This is a genomic window from Saccharopolyspora sp. NPDC050389 (assembly GCF_040655595.1).
Lineage (GTDB): Bacteria > Actinomycetota > Actinomycetes > Mycobacteriales > Pseudonocardiaceae > Saccharopolyspora.
Genome location: NZ_JBFAKG010000028.1, coordinates 60,376 through 81,780 on the forward strand (window position 1 = coordinate 60,376; position 21,405 = coordinate 81,780).

General features: G+C 69.5%; 20 protein-coding genes and 1 pseudogene. 12 read left to right on the forward strand and 9 right to left on the reverse strand.

Translation table 11 applies throughout. The annotated features are described in order from the left end of the window. Positions 1-6 precede the first annotated feature (6 nt). Positions 7-405: an IS200/IS605 family transposase gene (gene tnpA, locus AB0I53_RS19990; RefSeq protein WP_358604714.1), complete on the reverse strand. Its 399-nt coding sequence runs from the start codon at positions 403-405 to the stop codon at positions 7-9. A gap of 143 nt (positions 406-548) precedes the next feature. Between tnpA and AB0I53_RS19995 the strand changes: the two genes are divergently transcribed. Next, the gene (locus AB0I53_RS19995) at positions 549-1,061 is read left to right on the forward strand and encodes an SdrD B-like domain-containing protein (protein ID WP_358604717.1); all 513 of its coding nucleotides are present in this window, start codon (positions 549-551) and stop codon (positions 1,059-1,061) included. A gap of 441 nt (positions 1,062-1,502) precedes the next feature. On the opposite strand, the gene AB0I53_RS20000 is transcribed toward AB0I53_RS19995, so the two are convergent. The 4 genes from AB0I53_RS20000 to AB0I53_RS20015 form a co-directional block, all read right to left on the reverse strand. Continuing rightward, complete coding sequence (locus AB0I53_RS20000; RefSeq protein ID WP_358604720.1) at positions 1,503-1,835, reverse strand: transcriptional regulator; 333 nt, start codon at positions 1,833-1,835, stop codon at positions 1,503-1,505. Continuing rightward, positions 1,832-2,257, reverse strand: a complete 426-nt coding sequence (locus AB0I53_RS20005; protein ID WP_358604723.1) for a hypothetical protein — start codon at positions 2,255-2,257, stop codon at positions 1,832-1,834. Before AB0I53_RS20005 ends, AB0I53_RS20000 begins: the two co-directional genes overlap by 4 nt. Before the next feature lie 87 nt (positions 2,258-2,344). Further along, complete coding sequence (locus tag AB0I53_RS20010; RefSeq protein ID WP_358604726.1) at positions 2,345-2,791, reverse strand: SRPBCC family protein; 447 nt, start codon at positions 2,789-2,791, stop codon at positions 2,345-2,347. 73 nt (positions 2,792-2,864) lie between these two features. Continuing rightward, a complete protein-coding gene (locus tag AB0I53_RS20015) occupies positions 2,865-3,731 on the reverse strand; it encodes a helix-turn-helix transcriptional regulator (RefSeq protein WP_358604728.1) in 867 nt (288 codons plus the stop codon). 101 nt (positions 3,732-3,832) lie between these two features. Here AB0I53_RS20015 and AB0I53_RS20020 point away from each other — a divergent pair, with 101 nt between their 5' ends. From AB0I53_RS20020 to AB0I53_RS20030, 3 genes are read left to right on the forward strand one after another with little or no spacing between them, the layout of a single operon-like run. Next, positions 3,833-5,254 (forward strand): MFS transporter, encoded by a 1,422-nt coding sequence (locus AB0I53_RS20020; protein ID WP_358604731.1) that lies wholly within the window; start codon positions 3,833-3,835, stop codon positions 5,252-5,254. A gap of 36 nt (positions 5,255-5,290) precedes the next feature. After that, positions 5,291-6,136: an aldo/keto reductase gene (locus tag AB0I53_RS20025; RefSeq protein WP_358604734.1), complete on the forward strand. Its 846-nt coding sequence runs from the start codon at positions 5,291-5,293 to the stop codon at positions 6,134-6,136. 31 nt (positions 6,137-6,167) lie between these two features. After that, on the forward strand, positions 6,168-6,830 hold the full coding sequence (locus tag AB0I53_RS20030; RefSeq protein WP_358604737.1) for a flavodoxin: 663 nt from the start codon (positions 6,168-6,170) through the stop codon (positions 6,828-6,830). Between the two features lie 95 nt (positions 6,831-6,925). On the opposite strand, the gene uvrA is transcribed toward AB0I53_RS20030, so the two are convergent. Then, positions 6,926-9,787 (reverse strand): excinuclease ABC subunit UvrA, encoded by a 2,862-nt coding sequence (gene uvrA, locus AB0I53_RS20035; protein ID WP_358604740.1) that lies wholly within the window; start codon positions 9,785-9,787, stop codon positions 6,926-6,928. A 309-nt stretch (positions 9,788-10,096) separates the two neighbouring features. Between uvrA and AB0I53_RS20040 the strand changes: the two genes are divergently transcribed. From AB0I53_RS20040 to AB0I53_RS20060, 5 genes and pseudogenes are all read left to right on the forward strand, one after another. Continuing rightward, complete coding sequence (locus AB0I53_RS20040; RefSeq protein ID WP_358604743.1) at positions 10,097-10,876, forward strand: maleylpyruvate isomerase family mycothiol-dependent enzyme; 780 nt, start codon at positions 10,097-10,099, stop codon at positions 10,874-10,876. Between the two features lie 151 nt (positions 10,877-11,027). Beyond that, positions 11,028-12,164, forward strand: a pseudogene (locus AB0I53_RS20045) (cation:proton antiporter); the annotation flags it as partial. A gap of 84 nt (positions 12,165-12,248) precedes the next feature. Continuing rightward, positions 12,249-12,740 (forward strand): hypothetical protein, encoded by a 492-nt coding sequence (locus tag AB0I53_RS20050; protein ID WP_358604746.1) that lies wholly within the window; start codon positions 12,249-12,251, stop codon positions 12,738-12,740. Positions 12,741-12,789: 49 nt separating this feature from the next. Beyond that, complete coding sequence (locus tag AB0I53_RS20055; protein ID WP_358604749.1) at positions 12,790-13,467, forward strand: MBL fold metallo-hydrolase; 678 nt, start codon at positions 12,790-12,792, stop codon at positions 13,465-13,467. Then, the gene (locus AB0I53_RS20060; protein WP_358604752.1) at positions 13,446-13,850 is read left to right on the forward strand and encodes a DUF4440 domain-containing protein; all 405 of its coding nucleotides are present in this window, start codon (positions 13,446-13,448) and stop codon (positions 13,848-13,850) included. The genes AB0I53_RS20055 and AB0I53_RS20060 overlap by 22 nt, the downstream gene beginning before the upstream one ends. A gap of 46 nt (positions 13,851-13,896) precedes the next feature. Here AB0I53_RS20060 and AB0I53_RS20065 read toward each other — a convergent pair whose 3' ends face one another. Then, positions 13,897-14,973 (reverse strand): AI-2E family transporter, encoded by a 1,077-nt coding sequence (locus tag AB0I53_RS20065; protein WP_358604755.1) that lies wholly within the window; start codon positions 14,971-14,973, stop codon positions 13,897-13,899. A 172-nt stretch (positions 14,974-15,145) separates the two neighbouring features. Between AB0I53_RS20065 and AB0I53_RS20070 the strand changes: the two genes are divergently transcribed. Both AB0I53_RS20070 and AB0I53_RS20075 read left to right on the forward strand, forming a co-directional pair. Next, entirely contained in the window at positions 15,146-15,757 is a 612-nt protein-coding gene (locus AB0I53_RS20070) for a LysE family translocator (protein WP_358604757.1), read from the forward strand. A 131-nt stretch (positions 15,758-15,888) separates the two neighbouring features. Beyond that, positions 15,889-16,395: a DUF1269 domain-containing protein gene (locus AB0I53_RS20075; RefSeq protein ID WP_358604760.1), complete on the forward strand. Its 507-nt coding sequence runs from the start codon at positions 15,889-15,891 to the stop codon at positions 16,393-16,395. Between the two features lie 100 nt (positions 16,396-16,495). On the opposite strand, the gene AB0I53_RS20080 is transcribed toward AB0I53_RS20075, so the two are convergent. Both AB0I53_RS20080 and AB0I53_RS20085 read right to left on the reverse strand, forming a co-directional pair. Beyond that, positions 16,496-18,292, reverse strand: a complete 1,797-nt coding sequence (locus AB0I53_RS20080; RefSeq protein ID WP_358604763.1) for an alkyl sulfatase dimerization domain-containing protein — start codon at positions 18,290-18,292, stop codon at positions 16,496-16,498. Between the two features lie 148 nt (positions 18,293-18,440). Further along, positions 18,441-19,928: an SDR family oxidoreductase gene (locus AB0I53_RS20085; RefSeq protein WP_358604766.1), complete on the reverse strand. Its 1,488-nt coding sequence runs from the start codon at positions 19,926-19,928 to the stop codon at positions 18,441-18,443. Between the two features lie 105 nt (positions 19,929-20,033). On the opposite strand from AB0I53_RS20085, the gene AB0I53_RS20090 reads away from it, so the two are divergent. Then, positions 20,034-21,392: a deoxyribodipyrimidine photo-lyase gene (locus AB0I53_RS20090; protein WP_358604768.1), complete on the forward strand. Its 1,359-nt coding sequence runs from the start codon at positions 20,034-20,036 to the stop codon at positions 21,390-21,392. The last annotated feature ends 13 nt before the right edge of the window (positions 21,393-21,405 follow it).

The following is a 21,405-nucleotide window of genomic DNA, read 5'->3' on the forward strand; positions in this document are numbered from 1 at the left end:
TGGGCGTCACCGCGCCTTCTGCTGTTCGACGTAGCGCTTGATCGCCGACAGTGGAGCGCCTCCGACCGTGGCCACGAAGTAGCTGTTGGTCCACAGGGTCGGCAGCTTCGACCGCAGCCACGGGAACTCTTCTCGCAGCACACGCGACGAGCGGCCGTTAATCGCCTTGACCAGCTTGTGAACGCCGTACTGCGGGTCGACCTCAACGAGAAGGTGAACGTGGTCGGGCATGGTTTCCAGCTCCACGAGCCACGCTCCCTTCTCGTCGACTACTTCGCGGATGACTTGCTTCAAGCGTTCTTCCATTCGGCCACCGATGACCCGGCGCCGGTACTTCGGGCACCACACCACATGGAACGCGCACTGGAAGATGACGTTCGCGTTCGAGCGCAGCGTGACGGCCATGCTCAACACTATGCAGCACGAAGCTATCTAACATTGGCGAGGTTACCGCTGAACGCGCCGAGCGCGAGGTTGACGCGCTAACCCCACGGATAAATCCGGGGGTCTGCGCGCTACGTTTCCTTGATCACGCTCGGGAGCACGCCTTGAAGATTCTCCACCGATGCGGGCAACCTCGGGCCGTCACGCGCGTCGCATGGGTGAAGACCGGCCGCATCGTGGCGGTCTTCGGACGGGACATGTCCATGACGGCCCATTCGCCGTCCACTGCTGAGGAGGATCCTGTGCGACGAGTCCTGGCCGCGTTGGTCGCGGCCCCATTGCTGGTCACTGCCATCGGATTGCCGGCTTATGCCGAAGAACGAGCCAGCTCGGTGTCCGGAGTCGGCTTCTTCGACCTGAATGGAGATGGTCAGCAGCAACCCGACGAGCCCGGCGCAGCCGGCTTCAAGGTATCTCTAGGTTTGACCAGCGATGGTTCGACGATCTCGGCTCTCACCGACGAGAATGGGTACTACCGCTTCGCCGATCTCACCCAGAAAGGCAAGTACTCGGTCCAGTTCGACGGCGGCGGACACGTCCACACCACGCCGTGGGCCGTCGGGGGCTCGCTCGGCTCGGGTGGTGTCGACGCGATTCACAACTTCGGCATCCATTAGTGTTCCACGACGACGTGGCCGGAAGTCCACTGTGGATGGACGGAGACCACATGCCCAGTGCGGAATTCCTCGCCGGAATCCCGTGAGAGGTCAACCCGCCGAACCCGCGGCGGCGACTGACGACCAGATCGCTACACCGTGGACGGCCTGCGGTGGCCGGCAGCAGCACCGCGTATTCGATCTGCTTCGAATACGCGGTGCTGACCTGCGGTTCTCGGCGCCGGAACTCGCTTTTTCGCGTCTCAGAATCCCCGGACTGGGGCGCGTGGCCTTGCCCAGCATTAGCTGTCGAATTCCCATGCCATGGCAGAAGAAGGGCTTCACCATGCGACGAGCTCGCCTTCACCGCGGACTGCGCCTGCTACCCGGACGACGACGCCGAGCTGCATCGTCGGCAACCTGGCTTCCGCGGTCGGGTCGAGTTCCGCTGCGATCCGGCACTCATGGCAACTCTTCGACCGGCTCCGCAACCGGTTGCCCGGTGATCGCCTTCAGCGCCGCCAGGTGCGCCTCGTACGCGCGGTGGCCCTTCGCGGTGAGGCTGAGCCAGGTTCGGGGACGCTTGCCGACGTACCCCTTCTTCACCTTGACGTAGCCCGCGCCCTCCAGCGTCGACACCTGCTTGGAGAGCACCGAGTCGCTGACCTCGACGATGTCGCGCACGTACTTGAACTCGGCCTGGTCGACCGCCGCGAGCGTCGCGGCGATGGAGAACCGCACCGGCGAGTGGATGAGCTCGTCCAGCTGATGCCGCGGGTGCGCTCCCCCGCTCATCCTCGGCTCCGGCGGTGCGCGACACCCGCGCCCACGAATGCGATCGCAGCCATCGCGATCCCGCCGCCGAGCCACCACTGCCACACGTCGGGCATCCAGTTGCCGCCGACGACGACGGTCGTGATCCAGGCCAGCGTCCACGCCAGCATGACCATGCCGTGGAGCGACCCGAAACCGCGCAGCCCCACCTTGCGGGTGGCCGACCACACGGAGATGCCGACGACGAACGCGATCCACAGCGGCATCGTCACGATGACCGCGGTCGAGCTGTCCACGAACGCGAAAGCCGCCGCCATGGCGAAGGAAGCGATTCCGAACACCACCAGGTATCGCACGTACCAGCGCCCGCCGCGACGAGCCTCGGCCCCCAACCGGTCCGCCCGCGCCAGCTGCGCGGCGGCATCCACCTGCATCTCGTTCATGATGCCAGGCTCGCAACTACTTTCCATGCTGTCAAGTAGATGCCATTCAGACACCTACTTTCCGCAGGTGGGGAGGTGTTCGCGGAGTCAGCCCTGCTCGCCCTCCACATGGGTCTTGAGGCGCTGCAGGGTGGCGTCGATCGACCGCTGGTTCTGCTTCGGCAGGCTGGTGCGCGCGATCAGCTTCGGCAGCATCGTCGTGTAGTCGTAGGTCTCGGTCACCTTCGTCGCCGAGTCGCCGGCCGGCTCCAGTTCGTACCGCCACCTGCCGGGCAGCATGTGCCGCCACGCGATCAGCCGGTTCTCCTCGTACTCCACCACGGTGTTGGTGATCCGGTAGCCGACGCCCTTGCGCATCCGCATCCCGAACTTGGAGCCGAGCACCAGCCGCTCCGGGCCGCTCATCTCCCCCTGCACCGTGCCGGAGCCGTCGATGACCGAATGCTTGCGCGGATCGGCAAGCACGGCGAAAACCGCCTCCGGCGGAGCCTGCACGACCACGCTGCCGGAAACCGAGAACTCGTTCTGCACCATGCCCCGAACCTAATCGGCCCGAGTAACGAACCCGACACGGCAGACCAACGCTGCCGGGCGCGCGGTGATGGCTTCACTCGGGCACGTTGTTGGCTTCCCACGTGTCGGTCGCGGCGAGGCTGCCGAGGAGCCGGATGCGTTCCTCGGTCGGGGAGCCCGGTTCGGCGGTGTACCCGAACATCGTCCACCCCGGACTGTCCGGGAGTTCCATCGCTTCGTATGCGAGTTCGAGGTCGCCGACGTCGGGGTGGTGGACGCGTTTGATGCCGGTGCGGTGGAAGCGGACGTTGTGCGCCGCCCACCGGGTGCGGAACGCGTCGCTGCGGGTGACGAGTTCCCCGATCAGGTCGGTCAGGCCCTTGTCGAGCGGATTGCGGCCGGCGTAGGTGCGAAGGGTGGCGACGATGTCATCTGCTCCCTGCTCCCAGTCCGGGTAGAAGTTCCGCGCGGCGGGGTTGAGGAACATGAAGCGGGCGTTGTTGCCCTGGTTCGACGGATCGTCCAGGACCGGCGCGTACAGGGCGCGACCGAGGGGATTCGCGGCGACGAAATCCATCCGCTGGTTTCGGACCCACGTCGGCGTGCCGGTGATCGCATCCAGGAACCGTTGCAGGCTCGGCCGCACGGTCTGGTCGCTCGTGTGCTTGCGACGCCGCATCGGCTGCGCCGCGCGGGCGAGGTCGCGGAGGTGTTCGGTCTCGGCCTCGTCGAGCCGGAGTGCGCGTGCGAGGCTGTCCAGGACGGCGTCGGAGACACCGGTGAGGTTGCCGCGTTCCATCCGCGCGTAGTAGTCGATGCTCACCCCGGCGAGCAGCGCGACCTCCTCCCGCCGCAGGCCGGGGACTCGGCGGTGCCCGCTCGAGATGATGCCCGCCTGCTCCGGCGTGACTCGCGCGCGGCGAGTGCGGAGGAATTCGCGCACCTCGGATTGGTTCGCCATGCCGCCAACGGTACGTCGCGGCTCCGGTGTGAAGGAGTGACTGCCAGTACACGGAACATCGGTCACTCCCGCGCCCGCACGTTCGGAGCTGAACTGGTGGCGTGACACCAGCACATGCCCCCACCACGTCGATCCCGACCGCCTCGGCGGCGCCCCGGCGATCGGGCGCGATCCTCGCGATCGTCCTGGTCGGCTACTTCATGATCGTGCTCGACAACTCGATCATCTTCACCGGGCTGCCCCAGATCGCGGTCGGCATGAACCTGTCGCCCACGGCGCTGTCGTGGGTGCAGAACGCGTACACGCTGGTGTTCGGCGGGCTGCTGCTGCTCGGCGCGCGCATGGGCGATCTCCTCGGCAGGCAGCGCGTGTTCATCGTGGGCGTGGCGCTGTTCGGGCTCGCATCGCTCCTGGTCGGCACCGCGCAGACGGCGTGGTGGATCATCGCCGCCCGCGCGTTCCAGGGCATCGGGGCCGCGGTGGTCGCACCGTCTTCGCTGGCGCTGATCACCGCGAACTTCCCGGCGGGGCGCGAACGAACCCGCGCCGTCGCCGCGTTCGGCACCACCGCCGGCATCGGCGCAAGCCTCGGCCTCGTCGTGGGCGGAGCGCTGGCCGACCGGGTGTCCTGGCAGGCCGGGTTCTTCATCAACGTGCCGATCGCCGTGGTGATGATCCTGGCGTCATTGCGATTCCTGCCCGCGAACCGCCCCGTGCGCGGCCGGTTCGACCTGCTCGGCGCGATCACATCCACCATCGGCATGGGCGCCCTGGTGTACGGGATCGTCAACTCGGGCAAGCAGGGCTGGGCTTCCCCGTTGAGCCTCGCCCCGGCCGGCATCGGCGTGGCGGTCCTGGCGGTGTTCGTGGTCAACGAGTGGCGGGCGCAGCAGCCGATCATGCCGTTGCGGATCTTCGCGAACCGGGAACGCTCCGGCGCGGCGATCGCACGCCTGCTGTTCGCCGGGACCATGATCGCGTTCTTCTTCTTCACCACCCAGTTCCTGCAGGGCGTCTACCACTGGAATCCGCTGCAGGCCGGGCTCGCTTTCCTGCCGATGACCGCCGTCCAGTTCGCCTCGTCGCTCCCGGTGCCACGGCTGACTCGCCGATTCGGCAACGCGCCGCTGCTGGTCGCGGGGCTCGCCCTCGTCCTCGCCGGCATGGCGTGGATGACGCGGCTGACCGCGGAGACCTCGTACCTGGCCGGTGTGGCTCTGCCGATGATCCTCATCGGCCTCGGGCAGGGCCTGGCATTCGGCCCGCTCACCGCCGCCGGGATCGCCGGCGCGCGAGCCGAGGACGCCGGTGCGGCCTCTGGGGTGGTCAACACCGCGCACCAGCTGGGCAGCACCCTCGGGATCGCGATCCTCACCGCCGCGTCCGCCGGCGCTGCCACCCTCGCCCACCGCGTCATCGACGCCTACGCCGGCGGCACCGCCATGCTCACCATCGCCCTCGCCGCCGTGCTCACCCTGATCGTTCCCGCCGGGATCGCCGCGCGGCACCGCACCCGCAACTGAACGGCGAACCGAATTCTCAACCGAAGGAGCACATCCGTGCAGACAGTCACCCTGAACAACGGCATCGCCATGCCGATCCTCGGCTTCGGCGTCTACCAAATTCCCGATGACCGGACAGAACAAGCCGTCACCGACGCCCTCGCCGCCGGATACCGCCTGATCGACACCGCCGCGGCGTACCGCAACGAGCAAGCCGTCGGACGCGCGATCAAGAACAGCGGCATCCCCCGCGAGGACCTGTTCGTCACCACCAAGCTCTGGGTCCAGGACGCCGGCGAGGGCAACACCGAACGCGCATTCGCCGCCTCCCTCGACCGGCTCGGGCTGGACTACCTCGACCTGTACCTGATCCACCAGCCCTACGGCGACTACTACAGCGAGTGGCGGGCCATGCAACGACTCCACGAGGAAGGCCGCATCCGGGCGATCGGGGTGTCGAACTTCCCGCTCGACCGGCTCGTGGATCTGATCACCCAGAACGAGATCACCCCGGCGGTCAACCAGGTCGAGGTCAACCCGTTCCACCAGCGCCAGGACTACCAGCTGCGGATGCGGGAGCTGGGCGTCCAGATCGAGTCCTGGGGCCCGTTCGCCGAGGGCCGGAACAACCTCTTCAACGACCCCACCCTCACCGCGATCGCCCACGCACGCGGAAAGTCCGTCGCCCAGATCGTCCTGCGCTGGCTGGTGCAGCGCGGCGTCGTGGCCATTCCCAAGTCCGTGCGCCCGGACCGAATGGCCGAGAACATCGCCGTTTTCGACTTCACCCTCACCCACGACGAGATGACCCGGATCGCCACCCTCGACACCGCGCAGTCGCAGTTCTTCGACCACCGCGACCCCGATTGGGTCCGCCAGCTCGGCACCCGCCGCATCGACTGACCACCAACCCGCCCCACCCGAGGAGGCGCGCATGCCGGTTTCGCTGAACCGCCGCTCGCTCATCCGCGCCAGCGCGGGCCTCGCGACCGCCGTCCTCGGCGGATGCTCGCCCGCACTACCCCGATCGACCCCGGACGCAGAAAACGCCACCACGATGCCGAAACCGACTGAAACCAGAACGCTGCTGGCGTACTTCTCCCGCGCCGGCGAGAACTACTACTACGGCGGCCGCCGCACCCTGACCGTCGGGAACACGGAAGCGCTCGCCCGGATGATCGGCGACCGCATCGATTGCGAGGTGTACCGCATCGAAGCGGCCGACCCGTACCCGGACGGCTACGACGACACCGTGGCGCGCAACGTTCGCGAACAGAATGCCGATGCCCGACCCGAAATCACGAATCCCCTGCCGGACATGGACAAGTACGAGATCGTGCTCCTCGGCAGCGGAATCTGGAACGTCCGGGCACCCATGATCATGTCGACCTTCGTCGAAAGCCTCGACTTCACCGGGAAGACGATTCTGCCGTTCACCACCCACGCGATGAGCGGACTCGGCACAGTCGAGCGCGACTACGCCTCCTCCGCACCGCACGCCACCATCGGCACCGGCCTGGCTGTTCGGGGCGAAGAAGTGCCGGACGCCGCCTCGGAGGCCGAAACGTGGCTGCGCGAAGCGGGCTTGCTCGACTGACCCGCCTTCCCGACCAGAACCCAGCGGCGCGGATGAAATGCGCGGGGCACCCTCGGCCGGATTGCCGACCGAGGGTGCCCCGCGCGTCGATGAGATCAGTCTCCGGACAGCACCGGGGCGAGGAAGCGGCCCGTGTGGCTCTCGTCGATCTCCGCGAGCTCCTCCGGGGTACCCTCGGCCACCAGCGTTCCGCCGCCGGAGCCGCCCTCCGGGCCCATGTCCAGCACCCAGTCCGACGTCTTGATGACGTCCAGGTTGTGCTCGATCACGATCACCGTGTTGCCCTTGTCCACCAGGCCGTTGATCACGCCGAGCAGCTTGCGGATGTCCTCGAAGTGCAGGCCCGTCGTCGGCTCGTCGAGGATGTAGACCGTCTTGCCGGTGGACCGCTTCTGCAGTTCGCTGGCCAGCTTCACGCGCTGCGCTTCACCGCCGGAGAGCGTCGGCGCCGGCTGCCCGAGCCGCACGTAGCCCAGCCCCACGTCCACCAGCGTCTTCAGGTGCCGGTGGATGGCGTTGATCGGCTCGAAGAACGACGCGGCCTCCTCGATCGGCATGTCGAGGACCTCGGCGATCGTCTTGCCCTTGTAGTGCACCTCCAGGGTCTCCCGGTTGTACCGGGCGCCCTTGCACACCTCGCACGGCACGTACACGTCCGGCAGGAAGTTCATCTCGATCTTCAGCGTGCCGTCGCCCGCACACGACTCGCACCGGCCGCCCTTGACGTTGAAGGAGAACCGGCCCGGCAGGTAGCCGCGCACCTTCGCCTCGGTCGTCGCCGCGAACAGCTTGCGGATGTGGTCGAACACGCCGGTGTAGGTGGCCGGGTTCGACCGCGGGGTGCGGCCGATCGGCGACTGGTCGACCTGCACCAGCTTGTCGACGTGCTCCAGGCCCTTGATCCGGGTGTGCCGGCCGGGCACCTGCCGGGCGCCGTTGAGCTTGTTCGCCAGCACCGACGCGAGGATGTCGTTGACCAGCGTCGACTTGCCCGACCCGGAGACGCCGGTGACCGCCACCAGGCAGCCCAGCGGGAACGACACGTCGATCTTGCACAGGTTGTGCTCGCGCGCCCCGACCACGGTCAGCTGCCGCTTGCGGTCGCGCGGGCGCCGCACCTCGGGCAGCGGGATCTGCTTGCGCCCCGCCAGGTAGGCGCCGGTGAGCGACTGCTTGTTCTCCAGCAGCTTCTTGTACGGTCCACTGTGGACGACCTGGCCGCCGTGCTCGCCCGCGCCGGGGCCGATGTCGACCACCCAGTCCGCGCTGCGCACGGTGTCCTCGTCGTGCTCGACGACGATCAGCGTGTTGCCCAGGTCCCGCAGGCGGCTGAGCGTCTCCAGCAGCCGGTGGTTGTCCCGCTGGTGCAACCCGATCGACGGCTCGTCCAGCACGTAGAGCACGCCGACCAAGCCGGAACCGATCTGCGTCGCCAGCCGGATGCGCTGCGCCTCGCCGCCGGAGAGCGTCCCGGCCGCGCGGTCCAGCGACAGGTAGTCCAGGCCGACGTCGAGCAGGAAGCCCAGCCGCGCCTGCACCTCCTTGAGCACCCGCCCGGCGATCATCTGCTCGCGCGGGCCGAGCACCAGCCCGTTCAGGAACGCGGCGCACTCGCGCACGCTCAGCGCGCTGACCTCGGCGATGGACAGCTCGCCGCGCTCGTCGTTCTCCATCGTCACGGCCAGGATCTCCGGCTTGAGCCGGGTGCCGTCGCAGGCCGGGCACGGCACGTCCCGCATGTAGCCCTCGTACTTCTCGCGGGCGTAGTCGGACTCGGTCTGCTCCAGCCGCCGCTCCAGGAACGGGATGACGCCCTCGTAGTTGGCGTAGTAGGAGCGGGTCCGTCCGTAGCGGTTCTTGTACCGGACGTGCACCTGGTCGGTGGTGCCGTGCAGCACCGCCTTCTTGACCTTGGTGGACAGCTGCCGCCACGGCGCGTCCATCCGGAAGCCGATGGCCTCCGACAGCGAGGTCAGCAGCCGGGTGAAGTACTCCGCGGTGTGCCCGCCCGCCCACGGCGCGATCGCGCCGTCGGCCAGCGACAGCTCCTCGTCCGGCACGACCAGCTCCGGGTCGACCTCCTTTCGGATGCCCAGGCCCACGCACTCCGGGCACGCCCCGTAGGGCGAGTTGAACGAGAACGACCGCGGTTCGAGCTCGTCCACGCCCAGCGGGTGGCCGTTGGGGCAGGCCAGGTTCTCGGAGAACTTCCGCTCCCGGTTCGGGTCGTCCTCGTCGAGGTCGATGAACTCGATGAGCACCAGCCCGTCGGCCAGTCGCAGCGCGGTCTCCACCGAGTCGGTCAGCCGCTGCTTCGCGCCGGCCTTCACGGTGAGGCGGTCGATGACCACCGCGATGTCGTGCTTCTCCTGCTTCTTCAGCTTCGGCGGGGCATCCAGCGGATGCACCACGCCGTCGATGCGGGCGCGCGCGTAACCCTGCGACTGCAGCTGCTCGAACAGGTCGACGTACTCGCCCTTGCGGCCGCGCACCACCGGGGCCAGCACCTGGAACTTGGCCCGGTCGGGCATCTCCAGCACCTGGTCCACGATCTGCTGCGGGGTCTGCTTGCTGATCGGTTCGCCGCACGTCGGGCAGTGCGGCTTGCCCGCGCGCGCGTACAGCAACCGCAGGTAGTCGTAGACCTCGGTGATGGTGCCCACCGTCGACCGCGGGTTGCGGCTGGTGGACTTCTGGTCGATCGACACCGCCGGAGACAGGCCCTCGATGAAGTCCACATCGGGCTTGTCCATCTGGCCTAGGAACTGGCGGGCGTAAGCGGACAGCGACTCGACGTAGCGGCGCTGCCCCTCCGCGAAGATGGTGTCGAAGGCCAGGCTCGACTTCCCGGAGCCGGACAGCCCGGTGAACACGATCAGGCTGTCTCGGGGCAGGTCCAGGTCGATCCCGCGCAGGTTGTGCTCACGGGCGCCGCGAACGACAAGGCGGTCAGCCACGGTGATCCCTTCGAAAAGTTCTTGTGTTGACGTGGACGCGCGCCGGCTGCAGGCAGTGCATCGGCAGGTACGCGACGTCGCCCGCCCATGCTATTCGGGGCCTCTGACAGCCCCGGATCGCGTGCGGCGCGCAGCCCGCGCAACAACCTCCCCGCACCCGAACGAGTGACACACGGGGAGGTCAACCGCGACGCTTCCGACGATACGCAAATTCCCCCGGAATGGGCACTGTCGCGGCTGTGGCCTGCGCAATTAAGCTCGATGTCTCACCGGTCACGAAATCCCCTCCTGCACGCAGAGGTTGACCTCATGGCTGATATCGCCCTCGGGACCGGTGGCCGCAGCACTGCGCAACCGGCGGCCGCCGCGCAACTCGCCCACCAGATCACGGCCCAGCTGACCGCCATCGACAGCGCCAGCAGCCGGCTGCTGGACACCGTCGCCGGACTCGACGAGCTGGCCGTGCGCCAGCCCAGCCTGCTGCCCAGGTGGAGCAGGGCGCACGTGATAACGCACCTGGCGCGCAACGCGGACGGGTTCGTCAACCTGCTGATCTGGGCGCGGACCGGCATCGAGCACGCGATGTACGCCAGCGGCGACGACCGGGACGAGGCCATCGCCGAAGGCGCGGGGCGCAGCCACCGGCTGTTGTTGGAGGACCTGGCGGCGTCCTGCGACCGCTTCGCGCACGCCGCCCGCACGCTGCCGGACGCGGCGTGGACCGCGGAGATCGCCGACGCGGTCGGCGACCCGATGCCGGCGCACCACATGCTGCGGCTGCGGCTGCTGGAGGTCTGGGTGCACCTGGTCGACCTCGATCACGACGTGGACTTCGACGACATCCCGCGGCCGGACGCGGAGCAGCTGCTGGAGGACGCGGTGCAGCAGTTCGGCGGGCGGCCGGACGTGCCCGCGCTGTCGGTGGAGGTCGACTTCGGCGACCACCGGCGGACCTGGGACCTGCGCGGCACCACCGAGCCGCCGAGCCGGGTGCGCGGCGAGCCGGGCCCGATGCTCGGCTGGCTGCTGGGCCGGACCGGCTCGGAGCGCCTGGACGGTGACTTCCCGGACCTCCCGGACTGGCTCTGAGCACGCGCGTTTCCGCAGCTCACCACCCGTGCGCACTTTGTGTCGCCATAGCAGCACAAAATGCGCACGGCACCTGACCAGGCAAAACGCCCATCCTGAACCGTAGCGGGCGCGCTGTCGCCACGTTCGGGGGAAGGCCGCCGCCACGCTCGCCCCGCTGCTGAGCGACCGGCTGAGCCGCTGGATCGCGATCCCCTCCGTGGTGCTGGAGATCCTGCTCGGCATCCTCATCGGGCCGCAGGTGTTCGGCTGGGCCCGCGAGGACGACGTGATCGGCTTCCTCGCCGACTTCGGCCTGGCGATGCTGATCTTCCTGGCCGGCTACGAGCTCAAGCTCGGCGAGGTGCGCGGCAAGCCGATGCGGCTGGCGACGGTGGGCTGGCTGGTCTCGCTGGTCCTGGGCCTGGGCTTCGGGGCGCTCGTGCACGGCTTCTCGTACTCGTCGCTGATCGTCGGCCTGGCGCTGACCACCACCGCGCTGGGCACCACGCTGCCGATGGTGCGCGACGCGGGCCTGCTCGGCACGCCGCTGGGCATCCGGGTGCTGGCGATCGGGGCGCTCGGCGAGTTCGGCCCGATCCTCGCGGTGGCGCTGCTGCTCAACGACCAGAACCCGCTGCGCACGATCCTGTTCCTGGCCGCGTTCGGGCTGGCGGCGGCCCGGATGCTGTGGGTGGCGGCGAACCGGCGCTCGGAGCGCATCAGCCGGCTGATCCGCACCACGCTGGGCACCAGCGTGCAGTTCGCGGTGCGGCTGTGCATGGTCGTGGTCGTCCTGATGCTGTGGATCGCCGGTGCCCTCGGTCTCGACGTGCTCCTCGGCGCCTTCGTCGCCGGGCTCGTGGTGCGGCTGTTCCTCGACGCCGGCGACCCCGACGAGGGCACCGTGGTGGAGGGCAAGATCGAGGCCATCGGTTTCGGCTTGTTCATCCCGCTGTTCTTCGTGGTCAGCGGCATGAACTACGACCTGGCGGCGTTGTTGGCGACGCCGAGCGCGTTCGCGCTGCTGCCGGTGTTCCTGGTGCTGTTCTTCGTGATCCGCGGGCTCCCGATCCTCGTCCTGCATCGCCGCGACCTGCCGAGGAGTCCTCGGTGGACGCTCGCGCTGCTGGGGTCCGCGGCGCTGCCGATGGTCGTGGTGATCACCACGATCGGCACGGAAGTCGGCGCGATGCCGCCGAGCACCGCCTCCGCCCTGGTCGGCGCGGCGATGATCAGCGTGCTCGTCTTCCCGATGCTGGGCCTGCGCCTCGGCCGGTCGGCGACCCTGGAGAAACCGGCTGCCTGAGCGCCCGGTCGCCCTGCGCGAATGCCCCGAATGGGCGACTCTGGCGGTGGACACGTCATCGAGCAAATTGAGGGGGCGTGCACGATGTCCAGTCCGCAGACCGGGCCCGAATCCCAGGCGAAGGCCGAGGGGACGATGCCCGAACAGACCACGGCGCCCGAGCAGCAGAAGCAGTGGGCGATGGCGCCCGCCCAGCCCACCGGCGCGATGTCCGGGTGGCTGGCGTTCGCCGGCTCGCTGATCGCGATGATCGGCATCTTCAACATCATCGGTGGGATCACCGCGCTGTTCCGGCCCACCTACTACCTCGTCGGATCCGCTCAGCTGCTGGTCTTCGACTTCGCCGCGTGGGGCTGGTTCTGGCTGGCGCTGGGCGTCCTGCAGGTGGCGGCCGGCGTCGGCTGCCTGTACGGGCAGATGTGGGCGCGGATGACCGGCATCGCGCTGGCCGCGCTGAGCGCGATCGCGCACCTGGCGTTCCTCGCGGCGTTCCCGCTGTGGTCGCTGGTGGTGATCGCGCTGTCCGTGCTGGTGATCTACGGCCTGATGGTGCCGTCAAGAGGAGCGGCCGCCTGACCGGCGATCATCCGCCGAGGCCACGAGCACGGGACGTTAGGCTCGGGCCGTGGAGCCTCAAGGACAGTACAGCGGACACGTCGAACCGGGCGGCGCCCCGGCGCGCCGCGAACTAGACGCGCTGACCATCACCAAGATCTCGGTCGGCCCGATGGACAACAACGCGTACCTGGTGGTGTGCCGCCGCACCGGCGACGCGCTGCTGGTCGACGCCGCCAACGACTCGGAGCGGCTGGCCGACCTGCTCGGCCACGACGCCCAGCGCCCGCGGCTGCGCACGATCGTGACCACCCACCAGCACGCCGACCACTGGCAGGCCCTGGGCGCCGTCGCCGGCCAGACCGGGTGCTTCACGCTGGCGCACCCGGCCGACGCCGAGGCGCTGCCGGTGCCGCCGGACCGCCTGGTCCAGCACGGCGACACCATCGCCGTCGGCGAGGCCCAGCTGTCGGTGATCCACCTGCGCGGCCACACGCCGGGCTCGATCGCCCTGCTCTACCGCGACCCGAACGGGCACCCGCACCTGTTCACCGGCGACTCGCTGTTCCCCGGCGGCGTGGGCAAGACGAGCTCTCCGGAGAACTTCCGGTCGCTGATCGACGACGTGGAGAACCGGATCTTCGCCGAGCTGCCCGACGACACCTGGTTCTACCCGGGCCACGGCGACGACTCGACGCTCGGCGCGGAGCGCGCCAAGCTCGCCGAGTGGCGCGAGCGCGGCTGGTGAGCGCCGACCTCGCGGCCGAGGTCGAGCGGGTGCACCGGCTGCTCGCGGAGTGGCTGGGCACGGACTGCGGGCCCGCGGTGCTGGAAGCGCTGCGGGCCGCGCACACCGACGACTTCACCATGATCACGACCGATGGCAGGCCAATGACGGTGGAGGACCTCTTCGGCGCCCTCGCCGGCGCCCGGAACGCGGCGCCGGGCCTGACCATCGAGGTCGACGAGATCACCACCGCGGCGGACGCGGCGGATCTCGCGGTGGTCCACTTCCGCGAAACCCACCACCACGAAGGCAGAACGACCCGGCGCAGAACGACGGCGGTCCTGCGGCGGACCGGCCAAGGCCTCCGCTGGCACCACCTCCACGAAACAGCGGAAGCGGACTGACGCCGGTGCCGTGAGTCTTTTGGGCTGCCATGGCAGCCCAAAAGACTCACGGGCCGTCTGCTGTGTGTTCGGCGCGGAACTGGCGGATGAGGACCTTCAGGGCCGCCGCGATGGGGAGCGCGGTCAGCGCGCCGAGGACTCCCGCGAGCGCGGCGCCGAGCAGGATCGCCACGAACGCTCCGAGTGGGCTCAGCTCCACCGTCTTCGCGAAGATGCGCGGCGCGATCAGGTAGTTCTCCACCATCTGGTACAGGCAGAAGAAGACCAGCGTCACCACCGCCAGCGTCAGGCTTTGGCTCAGGGCAGCGAGAATCCCCGTCACCGACGCCAGCGTCGCGCCGACCTGCGGAACCGCGTCGAACAGCGCGACGACCAGCGCCAGCAGCGCCGGGTAGGGCACGCCGGCGATGAGGAAGAACAGGTAGGAGACGACCCCGGCGCACAGGCAGACCGCGGCCTGCCCGGTGACGTAGCCGCCGACGCGACCCATCGCGGAGCGCAGAGCCGCGGCCCGGCCTTCGTGAGCCGACGCGCCGCGTTCCACGGCGGCGTTGATCCGGGGCATCGCCAGCGAGAAGTAGACCGTCAGGGCTCCCGCGGTGCAGGCGGCGAAGATGCCGCCGAAGAACGCCCCGATCGCGGCGAATCCCGCCGCCAGGGTGCTCGTCACGACGCCCGTGACCGCGCCCATCGCCTCCTGCAGCTGGTCGTGCACGCTCGGATCGTTCAGCTGCGCCTGCAGCTCGGGATCGGCGCTGAGCTTCGCCGCGATGGCGCTGACGAGCTCCGGGATCTCCGAAACGAACTGCCCGAACTGCCCCACGGCGGGCACCAGCGTGAGCAGCACGAGCGCGCCGATGAGCAGCACGATTCCCAGGAGCAGCACCAGCAGGGCCAAACCGCGCCGCCAGCCGTGCCGATGCAGCCAGGCGATGACCGGTTCCACGCCGAGCGCCAGGAAGAAACCGAGGAAGATCAGGACCAGCATGCCGCGGGCCGAGTACGCCAGCACCGCGACGAGCCCGACCAGCAGGTACACGCAGGCGATCTTCGCGTGGTCGAAGAGCGAGAGGCCCGGCCGACCACCACTCGCCCGGACCTCGCCGTTGTCAGGACCGCTCATGCCAGCCACCTCCAGAACCGAGGCCCGGCGGACGCCTCGAACGCCTTTCGCAGTACAGCGGCTATCCGACGGCCCCGCACGGCACGCCAACACGGACGGGTGAGAGCGAGCGTCGTGCCGGTGCGACAAAATGCGTCGCCGCAGGCGACTGCGAGGTGGTAGCAAGGCTCGCGTGAGCGTTGAATTTCTGTTGACTTCGTTGGTAATCGTTGCGACGCCGGGCACCGGCATGCTCTACACGTTGGCCGCCGGGCTCGCCCGCGGGGCCAGAGCCAGCATCATCGCCGCCGTGGGTTGCACGCTCGGCATCGTCCCGCACATGGTCGCGGCCATCACCGGGCTCGCCGCGCTGCTGCACGCCAGCGCCATGGCGTTCCAGATCATCAAGTACCTCGGCGTGGCGTACCTGCTCTACATGGCGTGGAGCACGCTGCGCGACAAGGGCGCACTCACGGTGGAGCAGGACACGAAGCCGCGATCAGCGGCGAAGGTGATCACCTCCGGCATCCTGGTGAACATCCTCAACCCGAAGCTCACCATCTTCTTCCTCGCGTTCCTGCCGCAGTTCGTGAGCAGCGCGGAGCCGAACGCGTTCGTCCGCATGGTCGAGCTCAGCGGCGTGTTCATGCTGATGACGTTCGTGGTCTTCGCCGCCTGCGGCGCGTTCGCCGCCGCGATCCGCAACCACGTGATCAGCCGCCCCCGGGTGCTGGCCTGGATGCGCCGCACCTTCGCGGCGGCGTTCGTCGCCCTCGGCGCGAAACTCGCCGTCACCGAACGCTGAGCCGCCGGCTCACGGCCCCTATTCACCCCTTCGGGTTTCGGTTGGGGTGCGTAGGGGTGGGTGGACGGTTCTACTGGGCGGGCTGGGCTCGCCCGGCTCCGCGTGGAATCGCTCAGGTCCGAGGAGAACCGATGGCCACTTTGACCGCCTGGAAGTTCGACAGCCCGGAAGGCGCCGAGGGAGCGGCGCAGAAGCTGCAGGCCCTGCAGAAGGAGCAGCTGATCACCATCTACGACGCGGCCACCGTGACGTGGCCCGAGTCGGCCAAGAAACCGAAGACGCGGCAGCTGCACGACCAGACCGGGGCCGGCGCGCTCGGCGGCATGTTCTGGGGCATGCTGTTCGGGTTGATCTTCTTCGTGCCGATCCTCGGCGCCGCCATCGGGGCCGCGACCGGGGCGCTGGCGGGCTCGTTGCGCGATGCGGGCATCGATGACGATTTCATCGACGAGACGCGGAACAAGGTCGTGCCCGGCACTTCGGCGCTGTTCCTGCTCAGCGACAACGCGGTGATGGACCGGATCAAGGAGCGCTTCCCCGGCGGCCATGCCGAACTCATCCACACGAACCTGTCCAACGAGCAGGAAGCGGCGCTGCGCCACGCGTTCGAGGACACCGAGACGAAACCGGTTGGCTGAGCCCATCGCCGACGACCGCCCCGGGGCCCGACGAACGGGCCCCGGGGCTCTTCATCTCCACCTCTGTCCACACGGGACTTCCAAGAACGGCCCGTCCTGGTCAGGGCGTCACGATCGGGAAGCTCGGGTCGGGCTCGTCCACGAGGCCGATCAGGCGCCCGAGGGTGCCGCGGTCGCCCCGGTGGTCGACGCCTTCCGGCTGCCGACCGGCGACCAGCTCGAGCAGCTGGGCCTTCGTCAGCGTGAGGGCGAGATCGGCGGGTTCGGCTTCCCGGATGGGTTCCTGGACCAGCACGCCGTTGGACAGCGCGGTGCGCACGTGCTCGTCGGCGTCCGTGACGTGCCAGTCGATGACCAGGCCCGCGCCCGCGGCGCGCGGCCCGTCGATGCGGATCGCCACCGAGTCCAGGATCTGCTCGACCGTGAGCGCCGCGGCCATCCCGCCGGAGATGGCCGTCGGCGTCGGGACGATCCCCTCGCGGAGTTCCCGGGCTCCGGTGAGGTAGTAGTTGCGCCACGTCGCGTTCTCCGAGCCGAAGCCGAGCCGCTGGTAGGTGTCCGCGAGCAGCTCCTTGGCGGCGGCATGGCCCGGCTCGGCGAACACGGCGTGCTTCAACAGCTGCGCGGCGAACCGCAGGTCTCCCGCGTTCGCGTACTCGCGGGCCTTCTCCACCACGCGGTCCACGCCGCCGATGCAGTCGACGTAGCGCTTCGCCGACTCCACCGGCGGATGCTCCCAGAGCGAAGCCGGATTGCCGTCGAACCAGCCCATGTAGCGCTGGTACACCGCCTTGACGTTGTGGCTGACCGAGCCGTAGTAGCCGCGCGCGTGCCAGGCGCCGTCCAGCGCCGGCGGAAGCTGGATCCGCTCGGCGATCTCCACGCCGGTGTAGCCGAGGTTGATCAGCCGCAGCGTCTGGTCGTGCAGGTAGGCGTACAGGTCGCGTTGCTCGGTCAGGAACTTCCAGACGCGATCGCCGCCCCAGGTCGGCCAGTGGTGGGAGGCGAACGCGACGTCGGTCTGCCCCGCGTAGCGCGCGATGGTCTCCGTGAGGTAGCGCGACCACATGCGGGTGTCGCGGACCTCGGCGCCGCGCAGGGTGAGGACGTTGTGCATGTTGTGGGTCGCGTTCTCCGCCAGGCACAGCGCGCGGTGCTCCGGGAAGTAGAAGTTCATCTCCGCCGGCGCTTCGGTGCCTGGCGTGAGCTGGAACTGGATGCGCACGCCGTCGAGCGTCTCCTCCTGCCCGGTGCGGGCGATGTCCGTCGTGGGCGGGATCAGCGAGACGCGGCCCGTCGACACGGCCTGCCCGAGCCCGGTGCCGACCTGCCCGTCCGGGCCGTTCGGCAGCACCATCCCGTACTGGTAGGCGCCGCGCCGGGCCATCGCGATCCCGGCGTAGACGTTCTCCGACACGGCGTGCGCCATGAACCCCGCCGGGGCGAGAACCGGCACGTCGCCGGACACCACGCCTTCGACGCCGCCGAAGTGGTCGACGTGGGAATGCGTGTAGATCACCGCGGTGACCGGGCGGTCGCCGCGGTGCTGCCGGTACAGGGCCAGCGCCGCCGCGGCGGTCTCGACGGACACCAGCGGGTCGATCACGATCACCCCGCGCTCGCCTTCGACCAGGGTCATGTTCGACAGGTCGAGGCCGCGGACCTGGTAGATCCCCGGGACGACCTCGTAGAGCCCCTGGCGGGCGCACAGCTGGGACTGCCGCCACAGGCTGGGATCGACCGTTGCCGGGCAGTCGTCGACCAGGAAGCCGTACACATCGTTGTCCCACACGACGCGGCCCTGGTCGTCCCGCACCGCGCCGGGCTTCAGCGCGGCGATGAACCCGCGGTCGGCGTCCTCGAAATCAGCGCGATCGGAAAACGGCAGCTCACCCACGAGACACTCCTGAACGTCCGCGAACACCTTGCGCGCCTACGCCGAACCGCGCGCCGGAACAGCGAGTCCAGTACAACCGCTCACCGGAATGACCGCATCGCGAACTGCGCCAACAGCACAGCAGTTCATGATGACCATCGATGTCCATTTAGGACTGATCTGCTCGGGCGCGCTCGGCGGCGCTGGTGATGTTGCGGGCCATGCCGCCGAAGATCAGGCCGTGGAATGGTGCCACCGCCCTCCAGTAGGCGTGCCCGAGCAGGCCTCGCGGGATGAACACGGCGCACTGGCGGTAGCAGGCCCCGTCTTCGCCGTTGGATTCCACCGACATCTCCAGCCAGGCCCGCCCCGGCACCTTCATCTCGGCTCGCAGCCGGAGGTAGCGGCCTTCCACGAGTTCTTCCACGCGCCACCAGTCGAGCGCGTCGCCGGTGCGCAGGCGGCGCGGATCCCGCCGGCCTCGCCGCAGGCCGACGCCGCCGACCAGGCGGTCGAACCAGCCCCGCACGGCCCACGCGAGCGGGAACGAGTACCAGCCGTTGCCGCCGCCGATCCCCTCCACGACGCGCCAGACGTCCTGCGCCGAGGCGGTGGTCCGGTGCTCGCGCACGTCCCGGTAGGCGCTGCCTCCGGACCACGGCGGGTCCGACGGCAGCGGTTCCCACGGCGCGTCTGCCGGTGACGCATCCGACCACCTCGTTTCCACCTCGCCCCGGCGGATCTTCCGCAGTGCGAGAGCGACCGCGTCCCGGTAGCCGGTCGTCCCACCCGACGGCGGTGGGACGAACTCGTCGATGTCGTGCTCGGAGCAGATCGCTTCGTTGATCAGCGACTCGATCAGCGGCGCGCCGATGCCGCGCGGCACCGGGGTGACGATGTTGATCCAGAGCGAGCTCAGCCGCGGCGAGAGCACCCCGACCGGCACCATCCGCCGCCGCGGGAGCCCGGCCACCACGGCGAAGCCGCGCATCATGTCCGCGTAGGTCAGCACGTCCGGACCGCCGATGTCGAAGGTCCGGTTGACCGGCTCGGGCAACCGCGCCGCGCCGACCAGGTAGTGCAGCACGTCGCGTATCGCGATCGGCTGCACCCGGTTGCGCACCCAGCTCGGCGTGACCATCAGCGGCAGCCGTTCGGTGAGGTAGCGCAGCATCTCGAAGCTCGCCGAGCCTGATCCGATGATCACCGCGGCCTGCAGGGCGACCGCCGGAACCCCGCTGCGCAGCAGGATCTCGCCGACCTCGGCGCGCGAGCGGAGGTGCTCGGACAGCCGGCCCGATGCGGGATGCACTCCGCCGAGGTAGACGATCTGCGCCACGCCCGCCCGCTCCGCCTCGGCGCCGACGACGGCCGCGGTCCGCCGGTCGAGGTCGGCGAATCCCTTCTTCGCCAACGAGTGGACCAGGTAGTACAGGACGTCTACGCCTTCGCAGGCGGAGCGCACCTGGTCGGCGTCGAGCAGGTCGCCGCGCACCACCTCGACCCGATCGCGCCACGGCACGTCGCGGAGCTTCTCCGGGGAGCGGACCAGGCAGCGGACCCGGTGTCCCGCGCCGAGCAGCAGCGGCACCAGCCGGCCGCCGATGTAGCCGGTCGCTCCGGTCACCAGGCAGAGCCGGGACGTGGAAACCGCCATTCCGGAACGGTATGAGCCGAGGTCGGCGCCGACAAATCCGGCTGGCTCCGGAATCGCGCGCGGTCCAAAATTTGCGGACGGACGAGGAGGCGAGGTCGAAGCACATTGCTCACGGCGATCTGCCTGTTCACGCGCGATCTGCGGGTCCACGACAACCCCGTGCTGCTGGCCGCCGCGGCGGCCGATCGCGTGGTCCCCCTGTTCGTGCTGGACGACGCCGTGCTGGCGGGCCCGTTCAACCGGCCGAACCGGATGGCGTTCCTGCTCGACTGCCTACGCGGCCTTCGCCGCTCGCTGCGCGAGCTCGGCGGCGGACTGGTCGTCCGGCGCGGCAGCCCGCACGCCGAAGTCGCGGCCCTGGCCGACGAGGTCGGCGCGACGGAGGTGCACGTCGCCGCCGATGTCAGCGCCCACGCCATCGCACGCGCGAACGAGTTGCGCCAGGTTCTGGCGGCGCGCAACTGCACCCTGCACGTCCACGACGCCGTGATCACCGCCCAGCCCGCCGGGTTCCTCACCCCGGCCGGCAGCGACCACTTCGCGGTGTTCACGCCCTACTTCCGGCGCTGGGCCGAAGCCCCGATGCGGCGGTCCGCCGCCGTTCCGGAGCGCCTGCGGATGCCCGCCGTCCGCACCGGTGCCCTGCCGGCTCGGGCGGATCTCGCACCGGGCGACCTGTCGCCGTGCCTGCCGCCCGGCGGTGAGACCTGCGCCAGGCAGCGGATGCGGCAATGGCTGGCCGACGGCATCACCGGTTACGCCGGGGGCCACGACGACCTGGCTGCGGACGCCACCTCGCGGCTGTCGCCCCACCTGCACTTCGGCTGCGTGTCGCCGGTGGAACTGGTCGAGCGGGCGGGCCGCGGCGAGTCCGACCGCGCCTTCGTCCGTCAGCTGGCCTGGCGGGACTTCCACCACCAGGTGCTGGCCGCCCGCCCCGAGTGCAGCTATCGGGACTACCGCGCCCGGAACTACCGCTGGCGCGACGATCCGCAGGCCCTGCGCGCGTGGCAGGAGGGACGCACGGGCATCCCGATCGTCGACGCAGGGATGCGCCAGCTGGCCGAGGAAGGCTGGATGCACAACCGCGCCCGGATGATCACCGCCAGCTTCCTGACCAAGACGCTCTACCTCGACTGGCGCCTCGGCGCCCGGCACTTCTTCGACCTCCTGGTCGACGGCGACATCGCCAACAACGACATGAACTGGCAGTGGGTCGCGGGCACCGGGACCGATTCCCGGCCGAACCGCGTCCTCAACCCGACGCGCCAGGCCAAGCGCTACGACCCCGCCGGCGACTACATCCGCCGGTACGTGCCCGAGCTCGACGGGCTCCCTGCGGACCAGCTGCACGAACCGCGGCGCATCGACCCCGCCGAGCGAACCCGGCGGGGCTACCCGGCGCCCATCGTCGACGTCGACGAGGCCAACGCCGAGTTCCGCGCCGCACGCGGAAATGCATGACCCGGCTTGCTGC

Coding starts and splice junctions, on each gene's coding strand:
- tnpA (WP_358604714.1), bottom strand. CDS start 405: ATGGCCGTCACGCTGCGCTCGAACGCGAACGTCATCTTCCAGTGCGCG.
- AB0I53_RS20000 (WP_358604720.1), bottom strand. CDS start 1,835: ATGAGCGGGGGAGCGCACCCGCGGCATCAGCTGGACGAGCTCATCCAC.
- AB0I53_RS20005 (WP_358604723.1), bottom strand. CDS start 2,257: ATGAACGAGATGCAGGTGGATGCCGCCGCGCAGCTGGCGCGGGCGGAC.
- AB0I53_RS20010 (WP_358604726.1), bottom strand. CDS start 2,791: ATGGTGCAGAACGAGTTCTCGGTTTCCGGCAGCGTGGTCGTGCAGGCT.
- AB0I53_RS20015 (WP_358604728.1), bottom strand. CDS start 3,731: ATGGCGAACCAATCCGAGGTGCGCGAATTCCTCCGCACTCGCCGCGCG.
- AB0I53_RS20030 (WP_358604737.1), top strand. CDS start 6,168: ATGCCGGTTTCGCTGAACCGCCGCTCGCTCATCCGCGCCAGCGCGGGC.
- AB0I53_RS20040 (WP_358604743.1), top strand. CDS start 10,097: ATGGCTGATATCGCCCTCGGGACCGGTGGCCGCAGCACTGCGCAACCG.
- AB0I53_RS20050 (WP_358604746.1), top strand. CDS start 12,249: ATGTCCAGTCCGCAGACCGGGCCCGAATCCCAGGCGAAGGCCGAGGGG.
- AB0I53_RS20065 (WP_358604755.1), bottom strand. CDS start 14,973: ATGAGCGGTCCTGACAACGGCGAGGTCCGGGCGAGTGGTGGTCGGCCG.
- AB0I53_RS20075 (WP_358604760.1), top strand. CDS start 15,889: ATGGCCACTTTGACCGCCTGGAAGTTCGACAGCCCGGAAGGCGCCGAG.
- AB0I53_RS20085 (WP_358604766.1), bottom strand. CDS start 19,928: ATGGCGGTTTCCACGTCCCGGCTCTGCCTGGTGACCGGAGCGACCGGC.